The 19,114-nt window shown below is 36.6% G+C and carries 22 protein-coding genes; 16 read left to right on the top strand and 6 right to left on the bottom strand.

The annotated features are described in order from the left end of the window. Positions 1 to 11 precede the first annotated feature (11 nt). The 5 genes from OOL07_RS04260 to OOL07_RS04240 all read left to right on the top strand — a co-directional run bounded on the left by OOL07_RS04260 (position 12) and on the right by OOL07_RS04240 (position 4,211). The gene (locus tag OOL07_RS04260) at positions 12 to 1,007 is read left to right on the top strand and encodes an RnfABCDGE type electron transport complex subunit D (protein WP_264695196.1); all 996 of its coding nucleotides are present in this window, start codon (positions 12 to 14) and stop codon (positions 1,005 to 1,007) included. A gap of 1 nt (position 1,008) precedes the next feature. Continuing rightward, on the top strand, positions 1,009 to 1,620 hold the full coding sequence (rsxG, locus tag OOL07_RS04255; RefSeq protein ID WP_264695195.1) for an electron transport complex subunit RsxG: 612 nt from the start codon (positions 1,009 to 1,011) through the stop codon (positions 1,618 to 1,620). Next, entirely contained in the window at positions 1,620 to 2,339 is a 720-nt protein-coding gene (locus tag OOL07_RS04250) for an electron transport complex subunit E (RefSeq protein WP_264695193.1), read from the top strand. The genes rsxG and OOL07_RS04250 overlap by 1 nt, the downstream gene beginning before the upstream one ends. Positions 2,340 to 2,348: 9 nt before the next feature. Further along, the gene (gene nth / locus OOL07_RS04245) at positions 2,349 to 3,002 is read left to right on the top strand and encodes an endonuclease III (RefSeq protein WP_264695191.1); all 654 of its coding nucleotides are present in this window, start codon (positions 2,349 to 2,351) and stop codon (positions 3,000 to 3,002) included. A gap of 93 nt (positions 3,003 to 3,095) precedes the next feature. Continuing rightward, the gene (locus tag OOL07_RS04240; RefSeq protein WP_264695189.1) at positions 3,096 to 4,211 is read left to right on the top strand and encodes a hypothetical protein; all 1,116 of its coding nucleotides are present in this window, start codon (positions 3,096 to 3,098) and stop codon (positions 4,209 to 4,211) included. Between the two features lie 184 nt (positions 4,212 to 4,395). Here OOL07_RS04240 and OOL07_RS04235 read toward each other — a convergent pair whose 3' ends face one another. Continuing rightward, on the bottom strand, positions 4,396 to 5,223 hold the full coding sequence (locus tag OOL07_RS04235) for a 23S rRNA (adenine(2030)-N(6))-methyltransferase RlmJ (protein ID WP_264695187.1): 828 nt from the start codon (positions 5,221 to 5,223) through the stop codon (positions 4,396 to 4,398). Positions 5,224 to 5,486: 263 nt separating this feature from the next. On the opposite strand from OOL07_RS04235, the gene OOL07_RS09255 reads away from it, so the two are divergent. The 9 genes from OOL07_RS09255 to OOL07_RS04195 all read left to right on the top strand — a co-directional run bounded on the left by OOL07_RS09255 (position 5,487) and on the right by OOL07_RS04195 (position 12,470). Continuing rightward, the gene (locus tag OOL07_RS09255) at positions 5,487 to 5,660 is read left to right on the top strand and encodes a DUF4391 domain-containing protein (RefSeq protein ID WP_413774121.1); all 174 of its coding nucleotides are present in this window, start codon (positions 5,487 to 5,489) and stop codon (positions 5,658 to 5,660) included. A gap of 22 nt (positions 5,661 to 5,682) precedes the next feature. Then, positions 5,683 to 5,850, top strand: coding sequence for a hypothetical protein (locus OOL07_RS04230; protein ID WP_264695185.1), 168 nt, complete (start codon positions 5,683 to 5,685; stop codon positions 5,848 to 5,850). Between the two features lie 257 nt (positions 5,851 to 6,107). Then, the gene (locus OOL07_RS04225; protein ID WP_264695182.1) at positions 6,108 to 7,490 is read left to right on the top strand and encodes a site-specific DNA-methyltransferase; all 1,383 of its coding nucleotides are present in this window, start codon (positions 6,108 to 6,110) and stop codon (positions 7,488 to 7,490) included. A gap of 9 nt (positions 7,491 to 7,499) precedes the next feature. Further along, positions 7,500 to 8,039 carry an ATPase gene (locus OOL07_RS04220; RefSeq protein WP_264695179.1) on the top strand — a complete coding sequence of 180 codons (540 nt, stop codon included), beginning with the start codon at positions 7,500 to 7,502 and terminating at the stop codon, positions 8,037 to 8,039. Then, positions 8,036 to 8,236 carry a hypothetical protein gene (locus tag OOL07_RS04215; RefSeq protein ID WP_264695177.1) on the top strand — a complete coding sequence of 67 codons (201 nt, stop codon included), beginning with the start codon at positions 8,036 to 8,038 and terminating at the stop codon, positions 8,234 to 8,236. The genes OOL07_RS04220 and OOL07_RS04215 overlap by 4 nt, the downstream gene beginning before the upstream one ends. 79 nt (positions 8,237 to 8,315) lie before the next feature. Next, a complete protein-coding gene (locus OOL07_RS04210) occupies positions 8,316 to 8,534 on the top strand; it encodes a hypothetical protein (protein WP_264695176.1) in 219 nt (72 codons plus the stop codon). After that, positions 8,518 to 9,159: a Fic family protein gene (locus OOL07_RS04205; protein ID WP_264695174.1), complete on the top strand. Its 642-nt coding sequence runs from the start codon at positions 8,518 to 8,520 to the stop codon at positions 9,157 to 9,159. The genes OOL07_RS04210 and OOL07_RS04205 overlap by 17 nt, the downstream gene beginning before the upstream one ends. Positions 9,160 to 9,167: 8 nt before the next feature. After that, positions 9,168 to 9,488, top strand: coding sequence for a hypothetical protein (locus OOL07_RS04200; RefSeq protein WP_264695173.1), 321 nt, complete (start codon positions 9,168 to 9,170; stop codon positions 9,486 to 9,488). Positions 9,489 to 9,563: 75 nt separating this feature from the next. Continuing rightward, a complete protein-coding gene (locus OOL07_RS04195) occupies positions 9,564 to 12,470 on the top strand; it encodes a type III restriction-modification system endonuclease (RefSeq protein ID WP_264695171.1) in 2,907 nt (968 codons plus the stop codon). Positions 12,471 to 12,546: 76 nt separating this feature from the next. Here OOL07_RS04195 and OOL07_RS04190 read toward each other — a convergent pair whose 3' ends face one another. The 4 genes from OOL07_RS04190 to OOL07_RS04175 all read right to left on the bottom strand — a co-directional run bounded on the left by OOL07_RS04190 (position 12,547) and on the right by OOL07_RS04175 (position 15,741). Further along, positions 12,547 to 13,293, bottom strand: a complete 747-nt coding sequence (locus OOL07_RS04190; RefSeq protein WP_264695169.1) for an Npun_F0296 family exosortase-dependent surface protein — start codon at positions 13,291 to 13,293, stop codon at positions 12,547 to 12,549. 559 nt (positions 13,294 to 13,852) lie between these two features. Beyond that, complete coding sequence (locus OOL07_RS04185; protein WP_264695168.1) at positions 13,853 to 14,380, bottom strand: Npun_F0296 family exosortase-dependent surface protein; 528 nt, start codon at positions 14,378 to 14,380, stop codon at positions 13,853 to 13,855. A 32-nt stretch (positions 14,381 to 14,412) separates the two neighbouring features. Further along, the gene (locus tag OOL07_RS04180; protein ID WP_264695166.1) at positions 14,413 to 14,637 is read right to left on the bottom strand and encodes a hypothetical protein; all 225 of its coding nucleotides are present in this window, start codon (positions 14,635 to 14,637) and stop codon (positions 14,413 to 14,415) included. A gap of 351 nt (positions 14,638 to 14,988) precedes the next feature. Continuing rightward, the gene (locus tag OOL07_RS04175) at positions 14,989 to 15,741 is read right to left on the bottom strand and encodes an HAD family hydrolase (RefSeq protein WP_264695164.1); all 753 of its coding nucleotides are present in this window, start codon (positions 15,739 to 15,741) and stop codon (positions 14,989 to 14,991) included. A gap of 161 nt (positions 15,742 to 15,902) precedes the next feature. Between OOL07_RS04175 and dksA the strand changes: the two genes are divergently transcribed. Then, on the top strand, positions 15,903 to 16,343 hold the full coding sequence (gene dksA / locus OOL07_RS04170) for an RNA polymerase-binding protein DksA (RefSeq protein ID WP_264695162.1): 441 nt from the start codon (positions 15,903 to 15,905) through the stop codon (positions 16,341 to 16,343). Positions 16,344 to 16,399: 56 nt separating this feature from the next. Here the strand turns inward: dksA and OOL07_RS04165 are convergent, their stop codons facing one another. Beyond that, positions 16,400 to 16,999 (bottom strand): peroxiredoxin, encoded by a 600-nt coding sequence (locus OOL07_RS04165; protein ID WP_264695160.1) that lies wholly within the window; start codon positions 16,997 to 16,999, stop codon positions 16,400 to 16,402. 139 nt (positions 17,000 to 17,138) lie between these two features. Here OOL07_RS04165 and acs point away from each other — a divergent pair, with 139 nt between their 5' ends. Further along, positions 17,139 to 19,112, top strand: a complete 1,974-nt coding sequence (acs, locus tag OOL07_RS04160; RefSeq protein ID WP_264695158.1) for an acetate--CoA ligase — start codon at positions 17,139 to 17,141, stop codon at positions 19,110 to 19,112. Positions 19,113 to 19,114: the final 2 nt, after the last annotated feature.

The raw sequence follows: 19,114 nt of genomic DNA, 5'->3' as shown, positions 1-19,114 counted from the left end.
TTTATTCTGTTATGAGATTCTCTAAAAACCCTGCTCCCTATATCTATGGGGGTAGCCGTGTCTCTCAAATAATGTATCAAGTCATTTATGGATTACTTCCTGCACTCCTTGTCTATGTATGGTATTTCGGCTATGGAATCCTCATTAATATCATTTTAGCCGGTGTTACTGGATTAATGGTTGAAGGGCTAATGTTGCTCGTCAGAAAACAGCCTTTAAGCAATTTTCTATTAGATGGCAGTGCCTTAGTCACCAGTGTTTTATTAGCTTTTTCTCTTCCTCCTCTAGTCCCTTGGTGGCTGCCTCTCATTGGCACTAGCTTTGCCCTTATCTTTGCTAAGCATCTCTATGGGGGATTAGGCTACAATCCTTTTAATCCAGCCATGGTAGGTTACGTATTATTGTTGATTTCTTTCCCTTTAGAAATGACTCAATGGTTGCTTCCTCATCAAGAATTAAATTTTCACGAAAGCTTAAACTTAGTATTCTATGGAATAACTCACCAAAATCTGGGGGTTGATTCTTTTTCTAGTGCCACGATTTTAGATCAAACCAAAACCCAATTAAATCAGGGAAAAATACTCTCAGAAATTCAAGAGTCAAGCGAAGGCTGGTGGCAATTAAATTTAAGCTTTCTTTTAGGTGGACTATGGTTACTTTATAAAAAAGTAATTTATTGGCAGATTCCTGCTGGATTTATTGCCAGTTTAACTTTATTTAGTGCAGTTATCCATTTCTTGACTCCTGATCATTATCCTACCGTACTGTTTCATGTAATGAATGGTGGCACGTTGCTTGGTGCTTTTTTTATTGCCACTGATCCAGTAACAGGCCCTGCTTCCCCTAAAGGCCGATTAATTTATGGCATAGGGATTGGGTGTCTTACTTATATAATTCGTACTTGGGGTGGTTATCCAGACGGTATTGCCTTTGCGGTATTACTAATGAATATGACTGTGCCCATTATTGATCAATATACCCAGCCTCGAGCTTTCGGTCATAAATAATATGCTACGTACTGGGGTTATACTTAGCCTATTTACTGCTATTGGAGTCAGTCTTATTGCTATGACTTCCCTACTAACTCAAGAAAAAATTGCGGCTAATGATCAAGCCATGCTCCAACAGCAAATTGAATCGGTGCTTGCTCCATATTCCTATAATAATTCGATTTTAGAAGATAAAATTCAAGTGTTTGATCCGGAATTATTGGGATCTAAACAACTTGTGACTGTTTACCGTGCCCGTCAAGACAACCTGCCTATTGCTGCTGTTTTTACCCCCATTGCCCCCAATGGCTATAATGGAGCTATTCGACTATTAGTAGGTATCAATCATCAAGGGATGATAACTGGAGTAAGAGTGATAGATCATCATGAAACCCCTGGTTTAGGGGATAAAATTGAACTAGAAAAATCACCTTGGGTTTTAAGCTTTAATAATCACTCCTTTAGCTATCCTAGTCCAGATCGTTGGGCAGTGAAAAAAGACGGAGGAGATTTTGATCAATTCACTGGGGCCACCATTACCCCAAGAGCAATTGTTCAAGCAGTGTATCGCTGTCTTGAGTATTTTGACTTACACCAACAAGATATTTTTACTACCCCTTTGGAGGAATAATGCCATTTCCCATTCGCCAGTGTTGTCAAATTAGCCAAGAAGGGCTATGGAGTAGTAATGTGGCTTTAAAACAACTTCTTGGTTTATGCCCTCTGCTAGCAGTATCCGCTACGGTGGTCAATAGTTTAGGATTAGGGCTAGCCACCCTATTTACCTTGATCGTTTCTAATCTTTTAATTTCTGTCCTACGCCATTGGATTCCTAATGAAATTAGACTCCCTATTTTTGTGCTGATTATTGCATCAGTAGTTACCATAGTAGAGCTGATCATGCATGCTTATTTTCCAGAGTTACATCGAATTTTAGGAATATTTATTCCATTAATTGTAACGAACTGTGCCATTATTGGCCGGGCAGAATCCTTTGCTTCTAAGCAAAAGGTAGGTTTTGCTCTCATAGATGGAATCACTATGGGGTTAGGATTTACTTTAGTTTTAGTGCTTCTTGGTGGATTACGGGAAATTGTGAGCCAAGGTACTCTCTTTGCAGATGCTCAACTACTTTTTGGATCAGCGACTACCCAGTTAAAAATTACCCTTGCCAAGGATTATGGAGGGTTCTTGCTAGCTGCCCTTCCACCTGGAGCATTTATTGGGCTAGGACTATTAGTTGCATTAAAAAATAGCGTGGATCATTGGATTGTTCAAAGAAAATTAAAAGCTCAAAGTCCATCTAACATACCTCAAACTATCCAAACCTCTGTAGATCGGGTTTCATAGAGATAGAATATGAAAACCTCTGCAGAAATCCATCATCTATTTTCTCAATTTCAAGCTGCAAATCCAGAACCTACTACAGAGCTAAACTATCAAACCCCTTTTGAACTGTTAGTGGCAGTGATCCTATCAGCCCAAGCTACTGATAAAGGAGTGAATAAAGCTACTGCCCTACTTTTTCCTGTAGCCAATACTCCTCAAGCCCTTCTTGATTTAGGGGAAGAAGGATTAAAAGAGTACACAAAAACCATTAATCTTTATCACAATAAAACTAGAAATATCTTACAAACCTGCCAAATCCTCTTAGATCAGCATCAAGGGGAAATCCCTAACAATAGAAAAGAATTAGAAGCCCTATCAGGGGTAGGTCGTAAAACCGCAAATGTAATTTTAAATACCGTCTTTAAAGAACCCATTATTGCGGTAGATACCCATATTTTTAGAGTTTCCAATCGCCTAGGGTTAGCCCCCGGTAAAACCCCTCGAGAAGTGGAAGATATTTTAGTACAAGTAATTCCAGATGAATTTAAATATTATGCTCATCACTGGCTATTACTTCATGGTCGCTATACTTGTATCGCTCGAAAACCTCATTGCCAAACATGCTTGGTTAAAGATTTATGTGATGATTATATAAATAAAAATCTATATATATCAAATAATTAATTGACAATAACTTATATAGATATAGAATATCTCTATGCATATTTGTTTTTAATATGTAAATCATCTTACTTTGAAATATTAGAGAATATAATTATGGCAGATGAATATAAAATATATCTTGTAAATAATCGTTCTGTAGAAAAAGACTTTTTTTTATTTCTAGCTCCCCCGGAGCAGTTAGAAGGGGATAATAGGGTTTATGCTAACAGCAACACACAGATGACGATTAGAGGCAATAGTGGAGATTCGACAAATTCTTTTACAATCCCTGTCCAATATAGTTTTGAGGTTGGTGCATCAAATAAAGCAGTTGCCTTAAATACTAGAATAGATTCATCAACCCCTAGAAATATTGAGTTAGGGGAACAATGGCAAGCAACATACTATGCTCCTAATAGAGGACCAGATTTAGTCAAGTCAGGTAGCACTAACGAAAAAAATTCTGTAGGCATAAGTACTTTGTCTTACGAAAAGGATAAGTATGAGGCAGATGGGTGGTATGGTAGTCAAAGTTTTGGGATTAAAACTTCATCTGGATTTGCCGGTATGACTTGGTCTCCAGAACCAAACGAAACTAGAACCTTAGTGCCAAAACTTGAGTTCTATATAGCCACTGGTAATTTTGGTGAAAATGTTTTGGCTGATTGGACTAATGTATCTAGTAATAGCCAGAAAGTCACTACTAAAGATTTTAGCTCTGGATCTACTAGAGAAGCTACTGTAATCTTAAAAAATGACGGTAGTTGGAGCGTTCACCCAGGTAAACCTGATCTCGCATTAGCTGCTAAAAATAATCAACTCTTTTATCTCTACCAGAGCCATTTAGCGATGTGCCGAGCACACGAAGAGTTTATAAAGATCACTGGTACGAGTAGTGATCATAATCTATTAAAAACATTTAATGGTGGGACAGAAGAAGAGTGTTTCGATAATATCTTAGAAAGTGCTACCGTTAACATTGATTCAGAAAATTCTGCTTTAAAAGGAGATAATAAAATCACTGGGACAATGATTGTTAAGAATATTTTAGGAGGTGTAGGTATAGGTGCTATTGTACTTGTGGCCGGAACCAAATTTAGAATCTCCAATATTTTAGGTAAGACTAAATTTTCTTTTACTTATTCAGGACCCAAATCTATAGCCGCAATATCAGCCTTACTTGCTGCTGCTACTGCTAGCAGAATATCTATTTGTTCTTCTAATAAATAAAATAAATACCTTTACAGACATCAGAAATAGCAGTTTTTTATTTATCATAGGGAAAGTTAGATAAAACTTTCCCTATACTTTATACTTTTGAATAAATACTAATTTCTGCGAGTAGGTATTAAAGATACTTTTATAATGATTCAAAATAAGTAAGCAATTCTCTAGATTGATTATCAAAATAAGCTTAAGGATTTTGTTCTCTAAATCGAGTTTGGCTATGAGGAGGAAACCAACGCTTTAATTGATCGTGCCATGCGTGGCAAAAAGCAGATATATCCCATGGGGGATTAATCAACAAGATACCACTACCATAAAGCCCAGTGGCATCATTAGGATTTGCCCACTGCCATTCACTTTGACACCAATGAGGTAACTTTGCGAGTTTCTTTAACATGGCTTGATGATAGTCAATCTTAACTAACAGCGGATACCATAGCATATAACGACCGACAGGCCATCTTTCATAAGATTTAGTAATAAGATCTGCTAATGTACGACACTCTTCTTTTACTTCATAGCTAGGATCAATAAATGCGAGCCCTCGTTTCGGGCTAGGAGGCAGAAGTCCAAGCAATGCTTCATGGGCATTTCTTTGATGAGTATGGAGATTAAGTTTAAAAGCAAAATTTCTTTTCAACCCTTGATACTCTGTAGGATGTAACTCACAGAACTGTCCTTTATCCTCTGACCTTAAATATTGGCTGGCAAGCCAAGGTGATCCGGGATAGTAGCGTACTCCCCCTGCAGGATTAAGTGTTTTCAGTAAATCTCGCCAGCCTTGTAACTCATCGAGCCAAGGTTGATCAATCACTTGCTTTACTCCCTCTTTGGCTTCCATGGTTTTTAGGGAATCTGCTGTAGTCAAATCATAAAATCCACGACCTGCATAAAAATCAAGATAAGTAAAAGGCTTATCTTTTTTTAGTAGTTGTTGTAGCAGCCAATAAACCATTCCATGTTTATGTAAATCGGCACGATTACCTGCATGAAATGAGTGTAAGTAACTAAGCATGGAAAATAATAATTGTTATAGAGAAATCTAAATTAGGGCAAGCGCATTTATAGAAGAAATTTCTTATGTTATACACTATCCCATATTCTCTTACCTATAAAAACAATAAATGATGACTTACTTTAATTCAGCTTACATGGATTTGCTACATTACAAAAACACTTAGAAAAAAACCATACTCGCCTCCTGCTAGCCACTAATGATCAGCCCTTAGCCAAGCGGCTTGCCTATGAGATAGGTGAAGAACCGCTTTACCTACAGAAATAAATGCCTCTGATACTACAGATCAACAGAATAAGCTAAAGGAAATTACTACTTTAAAACAACGTATCTATATGTTAGAAAAACAGAGAAATGCCTGTGCTCAATTTAACCAGAAAGTAGCATTAAATATAGAACTACAGAAATTAAAGAAACAGCTAACAACATTTAGATAAAAAAACAAAAAGAGAAACTACCATGACCGATCAAACCACGCCCATTTCTAAAAAGTCTATGGATTTAACTCAGTATCACATTGAACAGTTAAAAGCATTGTTCCCCAGTGTTTTTCGAGAAGGAAAAATTGATTTTGAAGCACTTAAGGCAGAATTGGGCGAAACAATAGAAACAGAAAATGAACGGTAGCAATTCACTTAGGCAAGAAAAGAAGCTGCCAAGCGAATTGCTACCACGCCTAGCTTAGGTACCCTCCGCCCTGCCAAAGAAGAATCAGTCAATTGGGATTCTACAGAGAATCTCTATATTGAAGGGGATAACTTGGAAGTGCTCAAGCTGTTGCAAAAAAGCTACTTTGGCAAAGTGAAAATGATTTATATTGATCCTCCCTATAACACAGGCAAAGATTTTATTTATCAGGATAATTTCAAGGATAACCTTGCCAATTGCCAATTGCCAATTACCAACGATTAACCGGACAAAAAGATGAAGCAGGTAATCCCTTAACCACCAATACAGAAACCTCTGGTCGTTACCATTCCAACTGGCTCAATATGATGTACCCTCGGTTAAAGCTAGCTCGTAATTTATTACGAGAAGATGGGATGATTTTTATTTCCATTGACGATCATGAAGCCCATAATCTGCGGAAAATCTGTGATGAGATTTTTGGAGAGGGGAATTTTTATGCACATATAGAATGGATTGCTACAACAAAAGCAATGAATTCGGGTGATGCCAAATTCAAAATACAGAACTGCTTAGAATATGTTCTTGTATATGGAAAAATAGCTATGAGAGAACATTTTCCATTTAATTTAGAAAAAATAGCAGAGAAAAAATATCCATATAGTGATTTAACTAAAGGTAAATATAGATTAGAGGAGATTCAGCAACGAAAAAATATTGGCGTGAAACGAACACTAGCAATGGTGTATGAAATTCCAAAAGCTACTCTAAAAGATGGTTATAGATGGACTATAAGTAATCAAACAAGCCAAGAGTTAATTGCAAATAATGAACTAATAATTAAAGATAAAAAAGCTTATAGAAAACTATTTAAAAGCAATGAGGTTAATGAGAAATATGCACCGCTTTGGTCTCATTTTTCTAATGTTGGAACTAGCGAAAGTGGGCGTGCTGAATTAGATACTTTATTAGATAGTGAAATAGCATTTGAAACTGTTAAACCTAAAGAATTAATTCAAAAACTAATCTTTCACTTTACGCCACAACAATCTACCATCCTCGATTTCTTCTCCGGATCTGCCACCACTGCCCATGCAGTAATGCAGCTCAATGCAGAATCTAAAGCTAAAAAAGCAGGTTATAAAACTATTGCGGAGATTGGCAAAGAACGGATTCGCCGAGCCACTGAAAAGATTAAACAAGAGCATCCAGAAGCGAACATTGATGTTGGTTTTAAAGTCCTCAAACTAGATACCTCTAACATTAAAAAATGGCAGCCAGATTCAAAGCAATTAGAACTGAGTTTACTAGATGCGGTAGATAATATCCTGCCGGATCGCAACCCATTAGATTTACTCTATGAAGTATTACTTAAATATGGTTTGCCCCTCACCTTACCCATTGAAACCATTTCAGTAGGACAACATCAAGCATTCAATGTGGCACACAATAGCCTGATTGCCTGCTTTGATCTTCATATTAATTTAGAAACGATACAAGCCATTATTGGGTTAGCTACTCCTGATAATCCCATTTTACGGGCGGTATTTCGTGATCATAGCTTTGCTAATGATGTGGTTAAGCTCAATAGTATCCAACGACTCAAACAAGCCGGAATTGAAGAAGTGCTCAGTATTTAACCTATCTTTATGGAGCATCCCCATTGGCTGGCAACCAAGCGAGTCATTATAATTGCAGGTCCTAATGGAGCAGGAAAAACCACCTTTGCCCGTACTTTTTTAGCTCCTTACAAGAATGCTATCCGCTTTATTAACGCAGACTGTATTGCCGCTGGTTTATCCCCCTTTGCACCTGAATTAGTATCCGTTCGAGCAGGTAAAATTATGTTAGAGGAAATAGCCCTCTGCTTTCAGCGTCATGAAAGCTTTGCCATAGAAACGACCTTATCAGGAAAAGGCTATTTAAAATATATTCAACGCTGGCGTAGTGCAGGTTATCGAGTGAGTTTATTATTTTTATCCCTCAATAACGTACAAATTGCAATTGAGCGAGTAGCCAAACGCACCACTCAAGGGGGGCATGATATTCCTATCCCTGTTATTAAAAGAAGATTTAAAGCAGGTCTAATTTTGTTTAATACGTATTATAAGAATGCGGTAAATGAGTGGTTTTTGTATGATAATTCAGGTCATAAAACAATGATGCTTGAACGAGGAAAAAACTCATGATCACTGAAGAACAAGCAGTTTTTCAAGATAGTTTTGAGCAAGAAATTCATTTTGCCCTACAATGTGCTGCCCAACTTGCTCGAGAAGAAGCCATTAGGACCAATACTGGGATTGTGATTGAGCAAGAGGGGAAAATTATAGAGATTTCTGCAGCTGAATTAAAAAAACAAGCAAAATATAATCAAACAGCAGAATAAAAAATAGTTTTTAATAAAAGCCTACTTTTTCTGATTACCTCCCTACTTTAATTATTCTACATATTAATTACTATTTTAAGTGGACATTTTATTAGACGAAAATCATGAAAAACGGGTTGAAACCTTAAGATCAGGCGTATTTAAATTTCAACTAGGATTAGCAAGTGATGAAATTAAACTACCATTACAACGGGTAGAAGATGTACAAACACGCTTTAAATCCTCTCCCTTGGCAAATTTTGCAAATGAGTTAGAAAAGGAAGTTATCGTATCTTCTATTTTTGGCACCAATAGATAGTATTGAGGGGGGAACCTTAAGCGAAGAGGAAACCCAACAGACGCTTACCTTATCACCAAAGGAAATTCAAACTATCCATCAACGCCGGATTATGAATATTAAAGATGCCTATGATTTTATCAAGGAAAGAGCATCTAAAATAGATTGGCAACCAAAATTTGAAGAAGTACGCCATATTCATAAATTAATTGCCTATGAATTAGAGACTGAGAATCCTAAAAATATACCCGGTCAGTTACGTAATAACCCAAAAGAGATAGTGACTCGAGTAGGTAATTCTGATCATGGTGGTATTTATAAACCACCTCGACTAGGTAAGGATATTGAATTACTACTCTTAGCATTACTAAATTGGAATCAGGATCTAGCTAAAGTAGGGATACCGGCACTGATTCGTGCTCCTTTAGTGCATTTTTATTTTGAGCTGATTCATCCATTTTGTGATGGTAATGGTCGAGTCGGGAGAGTACTCGAGGCAGGGATTTTGTATGCAGATGGATTTCGCTATGCACCTTTTGCTCAAGCTAAGTATTACCTAAATAACATTCATCAATACTTTGCTCTATTCAATCAATGCCGTAAAAATGCAGAAAAAAATATGATTTTCCTAATCAGCCTTTTGTAGACTTCTTTTTGGCTGGAATGCTTGAAACTATTCATCATTTATACGATCGTGTCGATCGATTTACTAAAATCTTATTATTTGAAGCAAAATTAAAAAATCTTAGAGATGAGAAAAAGATAAACAATCGTCAATATGCCATTATGAATGGAATACATAATCACGAAAAATTATTAACCCTAACCCAATTAAAGCAAATGCCTTGGTTTATTGCCCTCTATGATAAGTTATCCGATAAAACAAAACAGCGAGACATTGCTAAACTGAAGGCATTAAATCTTGTATTCATTGAAAATAAACAGTTAGTGCCTAGTTACTTTAAGGGTAATTAATTTTATTCTTCCTCATAATTCATGAAACTGCAATTTGATCAAAATCTTCCCCATTAAAAAGCCGCTTGGGAAGCGGTGATTGATTTATTTAAAGGAATGGAGCGTTGCACTTCTTCTTTTACCATGCCTCAAGCATCTACTTATGACTCTTTTGGTAGGCAAAGATTTGATTTTAGTTCTCAAGGTTTGGCAAATCGCCTCACTTTAACAGCAGATGAATTATTAGCTAGCTTACAGCAAGCCCAACAAAAATATGGATTAAAGCCCACTGAAAATCTCAATAAAAATAGCCTCCACTATACCGTTGAAATGGAAACAGGTACCGGTAAAACCTATGTATATTTACGGACTATTTACGAATTATATGCCACCTATGGCATGACCAAGTTTATTATTGTGGTGCCTTCTATTGCGATTAAGGAGGGAGTAAAGAAAACCATTGAAATAACTCGGGAGCATTTCATAAGCCTTTATAAAGAAACTCGCTGTGATGCTTTTATTTATGACTCAGGTAATTTAGAGCAAGTTCGTAATTTTGCCGAATCTAGCCATATTCAAATCATGGTGATTAATATTGATGCTTTTCGTAAAAGCTTTACCGATCCTAGCCAAGAAGAAACGAAAGCTAATATTATTCACCGTACTCATGATCGGTTAGAGGGATTAAAACCCATTGATCTGATTGCTCAAACTCATCCAGTGGTCATTATAGTAGATACCACCCCAAAATCAGCAGAAGCTATTGGCTCTTTACATCCTCTTTTTACCCTGCGTTATTCAGCTACCCATCGGGATCAGCATTTACCTATATATAAACTTGATGCAGTGGATGCATATCAAAAAAAGTTAGTAAAACAAATTGCAGTGCTGTCCGTGTTATCTCAAGACGATCATAATCGTGCCTATATTAAGCTACTTGATACTCGTAATAGTCGTGGCGTTTGCGAAGCTCAAGTGGAATATGATAGTGCAACAAAAACAGGAAAAGTAAAGCGAGACAAAAAGTGGCTCAAACAAGGTGCTGATTTATATGAACTGACCAAACGAGATTTATATGAAGGCTATATTATTAAAGATATAAACGTACAGCCCGGCGATGAATGGATTGATTTTACCTCAAAACCAGAGATAATCACCTTAGGTCAAAGTATTGGCAGTAGTGATGATTTAGCTTTAAAGCGACTACAAATTCGCAGTACTATCGAAACCCATCTGGATCGGGAATTACAGCTTAATCCTAAAGGTATTAAAGTACTGTCCCTATTTTTTATTGATAAAGTTGTCAATTACCGTGCTTATGATCCAGCAGGTAATCTTTGCTTAGGGAGCTATGGGAAAATATTTGAGGAAGAATATTTAAAAATAAGCCAGCACCTTAAATATCAATCCTTATTTAAAGAAATAGCTATAAACCAAATCCATGATGGTTATTTTGCTATCGATAAAAAAAAGAAAGCAAAAGATACCAAAGGGAATACTCAGGACGACGAATCAGCATATGACTTAATCATGAAAGATAAGGAACGGCTATTGAGTATGGAAGAACCTTTGCGGTTTATTTTCTCCCATTCCGCTCTACGAGAAGGATGGGATAATCCTAATGTATTTCAAATCTGCACCTTAAATGAAACGGGCTCCACCATCAAAAAACGCCAAGAAATTGGTCGTGGGCTACGGTTAGCAGTAGATCAGAGTGGTTTAAGGGTATCAGATAATAATTTTAATATTAATACCCTGACCGTGATTGCCAATGAGTCCTATGAATCGTTTGCTGAGCAACTTCAAAAGGAAATTGAAGAAGAAGGCAGTATTAAATTTGGGATAATAGAGTCTCATACTTTTGCCAATCTAGCAATCAGTGCTGATGGAGAGGAAATTGATTACTTAGGCACAGAACGCTCTGAACAACTATGGGATCACTTTAAAAAGAAAGGATTAATTAATGCTGAGGGTAAAATCCAAGATTCTTTAAAAATAAGGTTAAGGGACAATACTTTGTGCCATGAGTTACCTGAGGATTTACAAAAATTTGCCCCCGAGATCACTACCCTACTGCAAAAAATTGCTGGCGGATTAGAAATTAAAGATGCTCGCAAATACTTTACCGCTACACCTAAAAAAGAGGTGATTCTTGGTGAGGATTTTACTCAACTTTGGGATCGGATTAAGTATAAAACGACTTACCAAGTGGATTTTGATCTCAGTAAGCTGATTATAGATTGTGCAACCGAGCTACAACAGAGGGTAATCAGTAAGCCTAAACTCACTACTCAGCTAAGTGAAATTGAAATAAAACGTAGCGGTGTCCATGGTAAAGGAATTAGAGAGGATCTACAAACCTATGATATTCAATACGAAAATCTACCTGATATATTAAGTTATTTGCAAAATGAAACTCAGCTAACCCGTAAAACCTTAGTCAATATTTTAATTAAAAGTGAAAAATTAGCTGATTTTAAGAAAAATCCTCAGAAATTTACTGAAAATATTTTGCACATTATTCAGCGGAAAAAAGCCCATGGGTTAGTAGATGGGATTAAATACGAGAAAATTGGAGAAAGTGCTTGCTATGAGCAGCAGCTTTTTATGGAAGAAGAGTTAAAAGGTTATCTTGAGCAAAATATGCTTGAAGTAAAAAAAGGAATTTATAGCCATGTTGTCTACGATTCAAGTGTTGAATCAGCCTTTGCCCAAGATTTAGAAAAAAATGAAGCGGTGAAACTATATGCTAAGCTTCCTAGCTGGTTTAAAATTGATACTTCACTTGGTAGCTACAATCCTGATTGGGCAATTTTTTTAAACATCGCTGATCAAGAAAAACTCTATTTTGTGGTAGAAACTAAAGGAAGTCTTTTTGCTGAAGATCTACGGCAATCAGAAATAGATAAGATTAAATGCGGAAAAGCCCATTTTTTAGCCCTAGATAAGGGGTTGCGATTTGAAAAGGTAAGTAAGCTGGAAGAATTATTCGAGCAGACTTAGCACAAACCTCTAAAGTAGTTATTTGTATAATACCCCCTATTTATTAGAGAGCTTATGAAAAATAACTGGCTAACAACTAAGCAATCATACTACTTATAGCATTTCTCTGATTAAAAGGAGCCACACCCATTAAGAGTAATCCTAATCCAAATAATCCTAGAATAGTTGGTTCTGGCACAGTTGTACTAGCTTTGAAAGCCATATTATCAAGCTCAAAGGAAGGGCTTGTGCTCGATGCTACAACCTTATTAAATGCAATATTTGAGCTAATATTGACATAAGTAGTACCATTTATACCCTGATTCCCATTGGCTGATGTTAATACAGCTGATCCAGTCACTGTACCGATCAAATTATTATTTGAGTCGTAAAAACTTAATGTATTATCATGATCTACAGATCCCCATAATAAGCCCAAATACATCTGCCCTTGGCTAAAATTAAAAGTAATCGTATTTTGAGATCCGCCAGCACCTGCAACTAGATAAGGTGAATTATCTTGACCGGTTGATGCGATATTTTCAAAGTTATCACTATTATTACCTGATAAATAAGGAGCAGCAGCTACCCCAGATTGTGAACCTTGGAAAACCATACCACCATTAAAATCTACGGAAAGACCATTACTTAAGTTATAGGCAACAGTATTAGTAGGGGTGCCATAGGTACCAATAGGGAGTGAATCAAAGTTCTCATAAAAAATACCACTTTCAGTAGGTGCGCCTCCAATAGAAGAACTTACAGTGAGTGGTGTCGCATTTACAGTGAATGCAAATAAAGATCCAGTAATCATCAATAATGCAGTGCAAGCACGGTAAGTCATTGTTAATCTCCTCTATTTTGCTAAGACGTAATTCTTAAACTACGCTATTAAAGGAGCAACAATCATGCCAAATTATCTAAATATTAAAGTTTAATTCTCTCTATTTAGATGAAATAGATTAATTATATTAAGTAATGTTTTTTTAAAATATAAAAATATTGCCTTTAAGAATAGCTCAATTCATTAATAAAAGTGATAAATTTGGTACATCTATCATTCATTTTTGTCACTAATACTTGGTAAAACTAATAATAGGTAGATGAATGAGGAGCATTAAATACCAATAGAAGAGAAAAAGTAGAGTTTTGTACTATGAAGTAGATAACCTAAAGTATAGCTGCCTCTGAAATGAATAAAGAAGTTTTATTTTTCTCTTTCTGCTGGCTTCGCTAGTAAAGGTAAGTAATTTGGAAGAGTTACTGGATCTGATTTAATCAATTCCTGAACTGAAATTTATTCATGTATAAGTTTTCAAAACCTTACATAAAAAAATCCCCCTATTCACTAGGGGGATATATAAAAAGTAACTGGAGAGATATAAATGCTAATCGAGCAATGATTAAGCAATCATACTATTACTCATAGAATTTCTCCGATTAGAAGGAGTTAAACTCATTAAAAGCAACCCTAACCCTAATAACCCTAAAACACCGGGTTCTGGTATATCTACATTATGTTGACTAAAAGCCATATTATCAAATTCAAAGGAAGGTGAATTACCTATTGCTACCACCCTATTAAATGCGGTATCTGAATTAATATTGGCATAGACAGTACCATTTAATCCTTGGTTGTCTGAATTTTTAGTAATTGAATTTAACTCAGATCCTGTAACCTCACCAATATAAGTGCTTCCATCATAAAACTTTAGTACGTTACTATTATCTACCGATCCCCATAATAATCCTAAATACATTTGCCCTTGGCTAAAATTAAAAGTAATCGTATTTCCAGCACCACCGGCACCTGCAACGAGATAAGGTGAATTATCTTGACCAGTGGATGGGTTATTACCAAAGTTATTACCATTATCACCGGATAAATAGGGAGCAGCAGCTACCTCAGATTGTGAACCTTGGAAAACCATACCACCATTAAAATCTACGGAAAGACTGTTATCTAGATTATAGGTACCAGTAGTGGAAGTACTAGATTATAGGTACCAGTAGTGGAAGTATTAGTAGGTACTCCTAATCCAGGAAGCGAATCAAAATTCTCATAAAAAATACCACTTTCAGTAGGTGCGCCTCCAATAGAAGAGCTCACAGTGAGTGGTGTTGCATTTGCAGTTAAGGCAAATAAAGAGCCAGTAATTAATAGTGCAGTACAAGTACGGTAAGTCATTGTTAATCTCCTCTGTTTTGTTAAAAAGCGTAATTCTTAAATTACGCAGTCTTCACGCTATAAAGGAGCAACGATCATGCCAAATTATCTAAATATTAAAGTTTGATTCTCTAACTTTGGATTAAATAAATTCATTATATTGAATAATATTTTTATAAAATAAAAATAATATCTCTAGTTATAACTCTATAATTAGCTAAATCTATTAACAAATGTGATAAATTTAGTACGTTTAAAATCCATTTTTTGTCACCAATACTGAGTTAAGATCAAAATGGATACACAGACTATATTGAAATGCAATTTCCTATAGAGCCTTCATCATACAAAAAGCTTTACTTGTGATTTTTATTATTCTGTAAATAGTCTCATTAAAAAATCAGTAGCTACATAGTCGAGATTTTCTTCATTGGGTATCTTTGTAGGAAATTGAGGATCGCCTAAATGATCTAGTATTAAAGTTGCTCCAGAAAAATTTTCATTTTTGGTATAGTCATTCACAGTCACAATAGTTTTAATTTGAGCACCTATCGCTGCTTTAACACCATTTTCTGAATCTTCAAAAGCAATACATTGGTTTGCATTCAGCCCTAATTTTTGTAAGCAGTAATAATAAATATCAGAGGCAGGTTTTTTATTTCTCACCATATCTCCTGCAGCAATACAATCAAACCATTTAGGTCCTTCGTCTCCAAAATGAGCTTGTAGTAAGCCTATTACATTTTCTTCAGTAGTCGTGGTTGCAATCCCAAGTTTTAAGCCCTTTGTTTTAGTTTCGGAAATCAAGCGAGCAATGCCAGGACGAAAAGGAATTTTTCCCTCTTTAAGTAATTGAAGATAATATTGATTTTTGATCTGATGAAGCTGAGTAATAAATTCATCAATGGCAATAGGGGGAATAAAATTAGGCTGATACTGATTTACATAATGAAGAATACGTTCTTTTCCTCCACTTATTCTTAAAAGCGTGCCATAAAGTCTAGTGCCCCAATACCAATCTAAGCCCGATTCCTTAAATGCTTGATTAAATGCAACTCGGTGTCCCTCTCGTTCTGTTTCTGCTAGGGTACCATCTACATCAAAAATTAATCCTCTCAGTTTCATTATGGTCTATATACTTTAGGGTAGATGAAAATATTAACTATAAAATCACTTTGAAATTACTTTCTTTATAAAAATAATTTATTTAGAATAGTAGGTTTTGTTGTGTTTTTATTATATATCATTCACAATAATTTTATCCCATAGTAGTAGGATCCAAAGATATGGCCGTAAGTAAAAAAAAGAGCTCAGATCAGCCTGATATTAAGCGCGCTCCCTATAAGCGGAGCCCGGGTGAAGAGTATATGGGCAAAAATCAAATGAACTATTTTCGCCAAGTGTTGCAAGACTGGAAACAACAGCTTATAGAAGAGGTCAGTCGTACAGTGCATCATATGCAAGATGAAGCAATGAATTTTCCAGATCCAAACGATAGAGCCTCTCAAGAGGAGGAGTTTACTCTAGAGCTACGAGCACGAGATAGAGAACGTAAACTCATCACAAAAATAAATCAGTGTTTAAAACATTTAGATCATGGTGAATATGGCTACTGTGAAACCTGCGGTGCAGAAATAGGAATTAAGCGCTTAGAGGCAAGGCCTACCGCAACTCTATGTATCGATTGTAAAACTTTAGATGAAATCAGAGAAAAACAACAGTATTAATATTTATAAGTAGAGTAGCAGCCGCTCAATACGCTAGGCGGCTGCCAATTACTACTTTATAAATTAGCGGCGTTCTTAGCTAAATACTGAGCCACTCCTTCTGCAGTAGGAGTAATTGCTTCATCACCCTTATGCCAGCCAGCAGGACATACCTCTCCATGTTCTTCGGTAAATTGAAGTGCGTCAATCAAGCGAAGCATTTCGTCAACAGAGCGACCTAAAGGTAAATTATTTACAACTTGGTGTTGTACAACACCATCTCCATCAATTAGGAAAGAAGCTCTTAGTGCAACCCCATCAGGATGTTCTATCCCATAAGTTCTAGTGATTTCATGGGTTACATCAGCCACTAAAGGAAACCCAACTTTTCCAATTCCACCTTGAGCCACTGGGGTATTACGCCATGCGTGATGGCTAAACTGAGAATCAATGGATACACCAATGACTTCCACATTGCGCTTTTTAAATTCACCTAAACGACTATTATGGGCAAGTACTTCTGAAGGGCACACAAAAGTAAAATCTAAGGGATAGAAAAACAGGACTACGTATTTACCACGAAAATCGGAAAGATGAAAATTTTCTTTAATGGTTCCATCTGCCATCACTGCCGGGGCAGTAAAGTTAGGGGCACTTTGGGTTACAAGTACGCTCATATATTCTCCTTGATTTAAAAGATTATCAATAAGGAATTTGCTAAAATAGCGTGATTATACTCTTCATCCATTTCTAAGATAAAAACAGTTAAAGAATCACCGTTTTTATCTAGTTTAAATTTAGAATAAACTTGGATTTATGAACAAAGAAAATATTGAATCCATCTTACACGAAAAACGCATTTTTTTCCCCTCCTCAGAATTTTCGGCAGCTGCGCATATCTCGAGCAAAGATGCTTTACATGCAATTCGTAGCACTGCAAATAGGGATTTTGAAAGTTTTTGGGCAACTCAAGCGAAAACAGAGCTGACTTGGCACCAAGAGTTTGATACGGTCCTAGATAGAAGTAATCCTCCTTTTTATGGCTGGTTTATAGAAGGTACTTTAAATGTTTCTTTTAACTGTATAGATCGCCATCTTGAAACAAATGGAGGGAAAATTGCCATTATCTCTGAGAGAGAATCTGGGGAAGTCACTACTCTAACTTACCGTCAATTATATCAACGAGTTTGCCGCTTTGCTAATGTGCTTAAAAATCAAGGAATAGGTATAGGAGATCGGGTAGTCATTTACCTACCCATGATATCTGAAGCCATTATCGCTATGCAGGCTTGTGCCCGAATTGGTGCCATTCATTCTGTAGTATTCGGAGGATTTTCTGCCGAAGCTTTAAAAGATCGGATTGAAAATACCGGCGCTAAACTACTCATTACTGCCGATAGTGGTTATCGAGGTGGCAAAATTATTCCCTTAAAAACAGCTGCTGATAAAGCCTTAGCTAAGGGATGCACTACTATTGAGCAAGTGATTGTGCTCAAGTGTACGAATCAAAGTATTACTATAGAACAGGGGCGAGATATTTGGTGGCATGAGGCTGAGGCAAATGTTCATGATCAATGTACGCCTACTTGGGTGAATGCAGAACATCCTCTTTTTATCCTCTATACTTCCGGATCTACAGGTAAACCTAAAGGGATTCAACATAGCAGTGCAGGTTATTTATTAGGCACTATTACCACCATGAAGTGGGTATTTGATATTCGCCATGAGGATATTTTTTGGTGCACTGCAGATGTAGGCTGGATTACAGGTCATAGTTATGTTGCCTATGGTCCCCTTGCGGTAGGTGCAACTATGGTGATTTATGAGGGGGCACCCTCTTTTCCTGATGGGGGGAGATTCTGGAAAATTTGCCAAAATCATGGGGTAAGTATTTTCTATACTGCCCCTACTGCTATTCGGTTATTTATGAAAATGGGTAAGGAAATACCCGAATCTTATGATCTTTCACGATTAAGATTACTCGGATCGGTAGGAGAGCCTATTAATCCAGAAGCTTGGATATGGTATCACCAAGTGATTGGTCAAGGACGCTGCCCCATTGTAGATACCTGGTGGCAAACAGAAACAGGGGTTCATATGATTGCACCTGTGCCGGGGGCTGTACCTACAAAACCGGGTTCCTGCACCCTGCCCTTACCAGGTATTTGTGCTGCTATTATGGATGAAGAAGGCAATCTAGTAACTTCTTCCCATGAAGGGGGACATTTGGTGATTACTCAACCATGGCCCTCTATGGTGCGTACTATTTGGGGAGATAACCAAAGTTACTATGATATTTACTGGGGTAAATTTAAAGGTAAATACTATCTTGCTGGAGATAGTGCTCATTTAGATGAAGATGGGTATTTTTGGATTCTAGGCAGAGATGATGACATCTTAAATGTGGCAGGTCATCGTTTGGGTACGATGGAAATTGAATCAGCACTAGTTGCTCACCCTCAAGTGGCAGAAGCGGCTGTTATTGGTCGTCCTGATAAGATTAAAGGGGAGGCTATTCTTGCTTATATTACCTTAAAAAGTATTGAAAACTTGGATGAGGAAAAACAAAACCTTTTAACACAAGAGTTAAAAACTTGGGTTTCTCACCAAATAGGTTCTATTGCTCGACCAGATGAAATTAAGTTTGTCGATAACCTACCTAAAACCCGATCAGGGAAAATTATGCGCCGCTTATTACGCTCTATCAGTCGAGGAGAGACGATTACCCAAGATATTTCTACTTTAGAGAGCGAGAGTACGCTTGCTCAAAGTTCTCAGCCAAAGTCTTAGTT

The organism is Candidatus Nitrosacidococcus sp. I8 (assembly GCF_945836005.1).
Classification (GTDB): Bacteria; Pseudomonadota; Gammaproteobacteria; order Nitrosococcales; family Nitrosococcaceae; genus Nitrosacidococcus.
This window is presented reverse-complemented; position numbering and strand designations above follow the sequence as displayed.

Bases quoted from the DNA above. Each gene is read 5' to 3' on its own strand.
- OOL07_RS04260 (WP_264695196.1), top strand. From the start codon at position 12: ATGAGATTCTCTAAAAACCCTGCTCCCTATATCTATGGGGGTAGCCGT.
- rsxG (WP_264695195.1), top strand. From the start codon at position 1,009: ATGCTACGTACTGGGGTTATACTTAGCCTATTTACTGCTATTGGAGTC.
- OOL07_RS04250 (WP_264695193.1), top strand. From the start codon at position 1,620: ATGCCATTTCCCATTCGCCAGTGTTGTCAAATTAGCCAAGAAGGGCTA.
- nth (WP_264695191.1), top strand. From the start codon at position 2,349: ATGAAAACCTCTGCAGAAATCCATCATCTATTTTCTCAATTTCAAGCT.
- OOL07_RS04240 (WP_264695189.1), top strand. From the start codon at position 3,096: ATGGCAGATGAATATAAAATATATCTTGTAAATAATCGTTCTGTAGAA.
- OOL07_RS04235 (WP_264695187.1), bottom strand. From the start codon at position 5,223: ATGCTTAGTTACTTACACTCATTTCATGCAGGTAATCGTGCCGATTTA.
- OOL07_RS04230 (WP_264695185.1), top strand. From the start codon at position 5,683: ATGACCGATCAAACCACGCCCATTTCTAAAAAGTCTATGGATTTAACT.
- OOL07_RS04220 (WP_264695179.1), top strand. From the start codon at position 7,500: ATGGAGCATCCCCATTGGCTGGCAACCAAGCGAGTCATTATAATTGCA.
- OOL07_RS04215 (WP_264695177.1), top strand. From the start codon at position 8,036: ATGATCACTGAAGAACAAGCAGTTTTTCAAGATAGTTTTGAGCAAGAA.
- OOL07_RS04190 (WP_264695169.1), bottom strand. From the start codon at position 13,293: ATGACTTACCGTGCTTGCACTGCATTATTGATGATTACTGGATCTTTA.
- OOL07_RS04185 (WP_264695168.1), bottom strand. From the start codon at position 14,380: ATGGTTTTCCAAGGTTCACAATCTGAGGTAGCTGCTGCTCCCTATTTA.
- OOL07_RS04180 (WP_264695166.1), bottom strand. From the start codon at position 14,637: ATGACTTACCGTACTTGTACTGCACTATTAATTACTGGCTCTTTATTT.
- OOL07_RS04175 (WP_264695164.1), bottom strand. From the start codon at position 15,741: ATGAAACTGAGAGGATTAATTTTTGATGTAGATGGTACCCTAGCAGAA.
- dksA (WP_264695162.1), top strand. From the start codon at position 15,903: ATGGCCGTAAGTAAAAAAAAGAGCTCAGATCAGCCTGATATTAAGCGC.
- OOL07_RS04165 (WP_264695160.1), bottom strand. From the start codon at position 16,999: ATGAGCGTACTTGTAACCCAAAGTGCCCCTAACTTTACTGCCCCGGCA.
- acs (WP_264695158.1), top strand. From the start codon at position 17,139: ATGAACAAAGAAAATATTGAATCCATCTTACACGAAAAACGCATTTTT.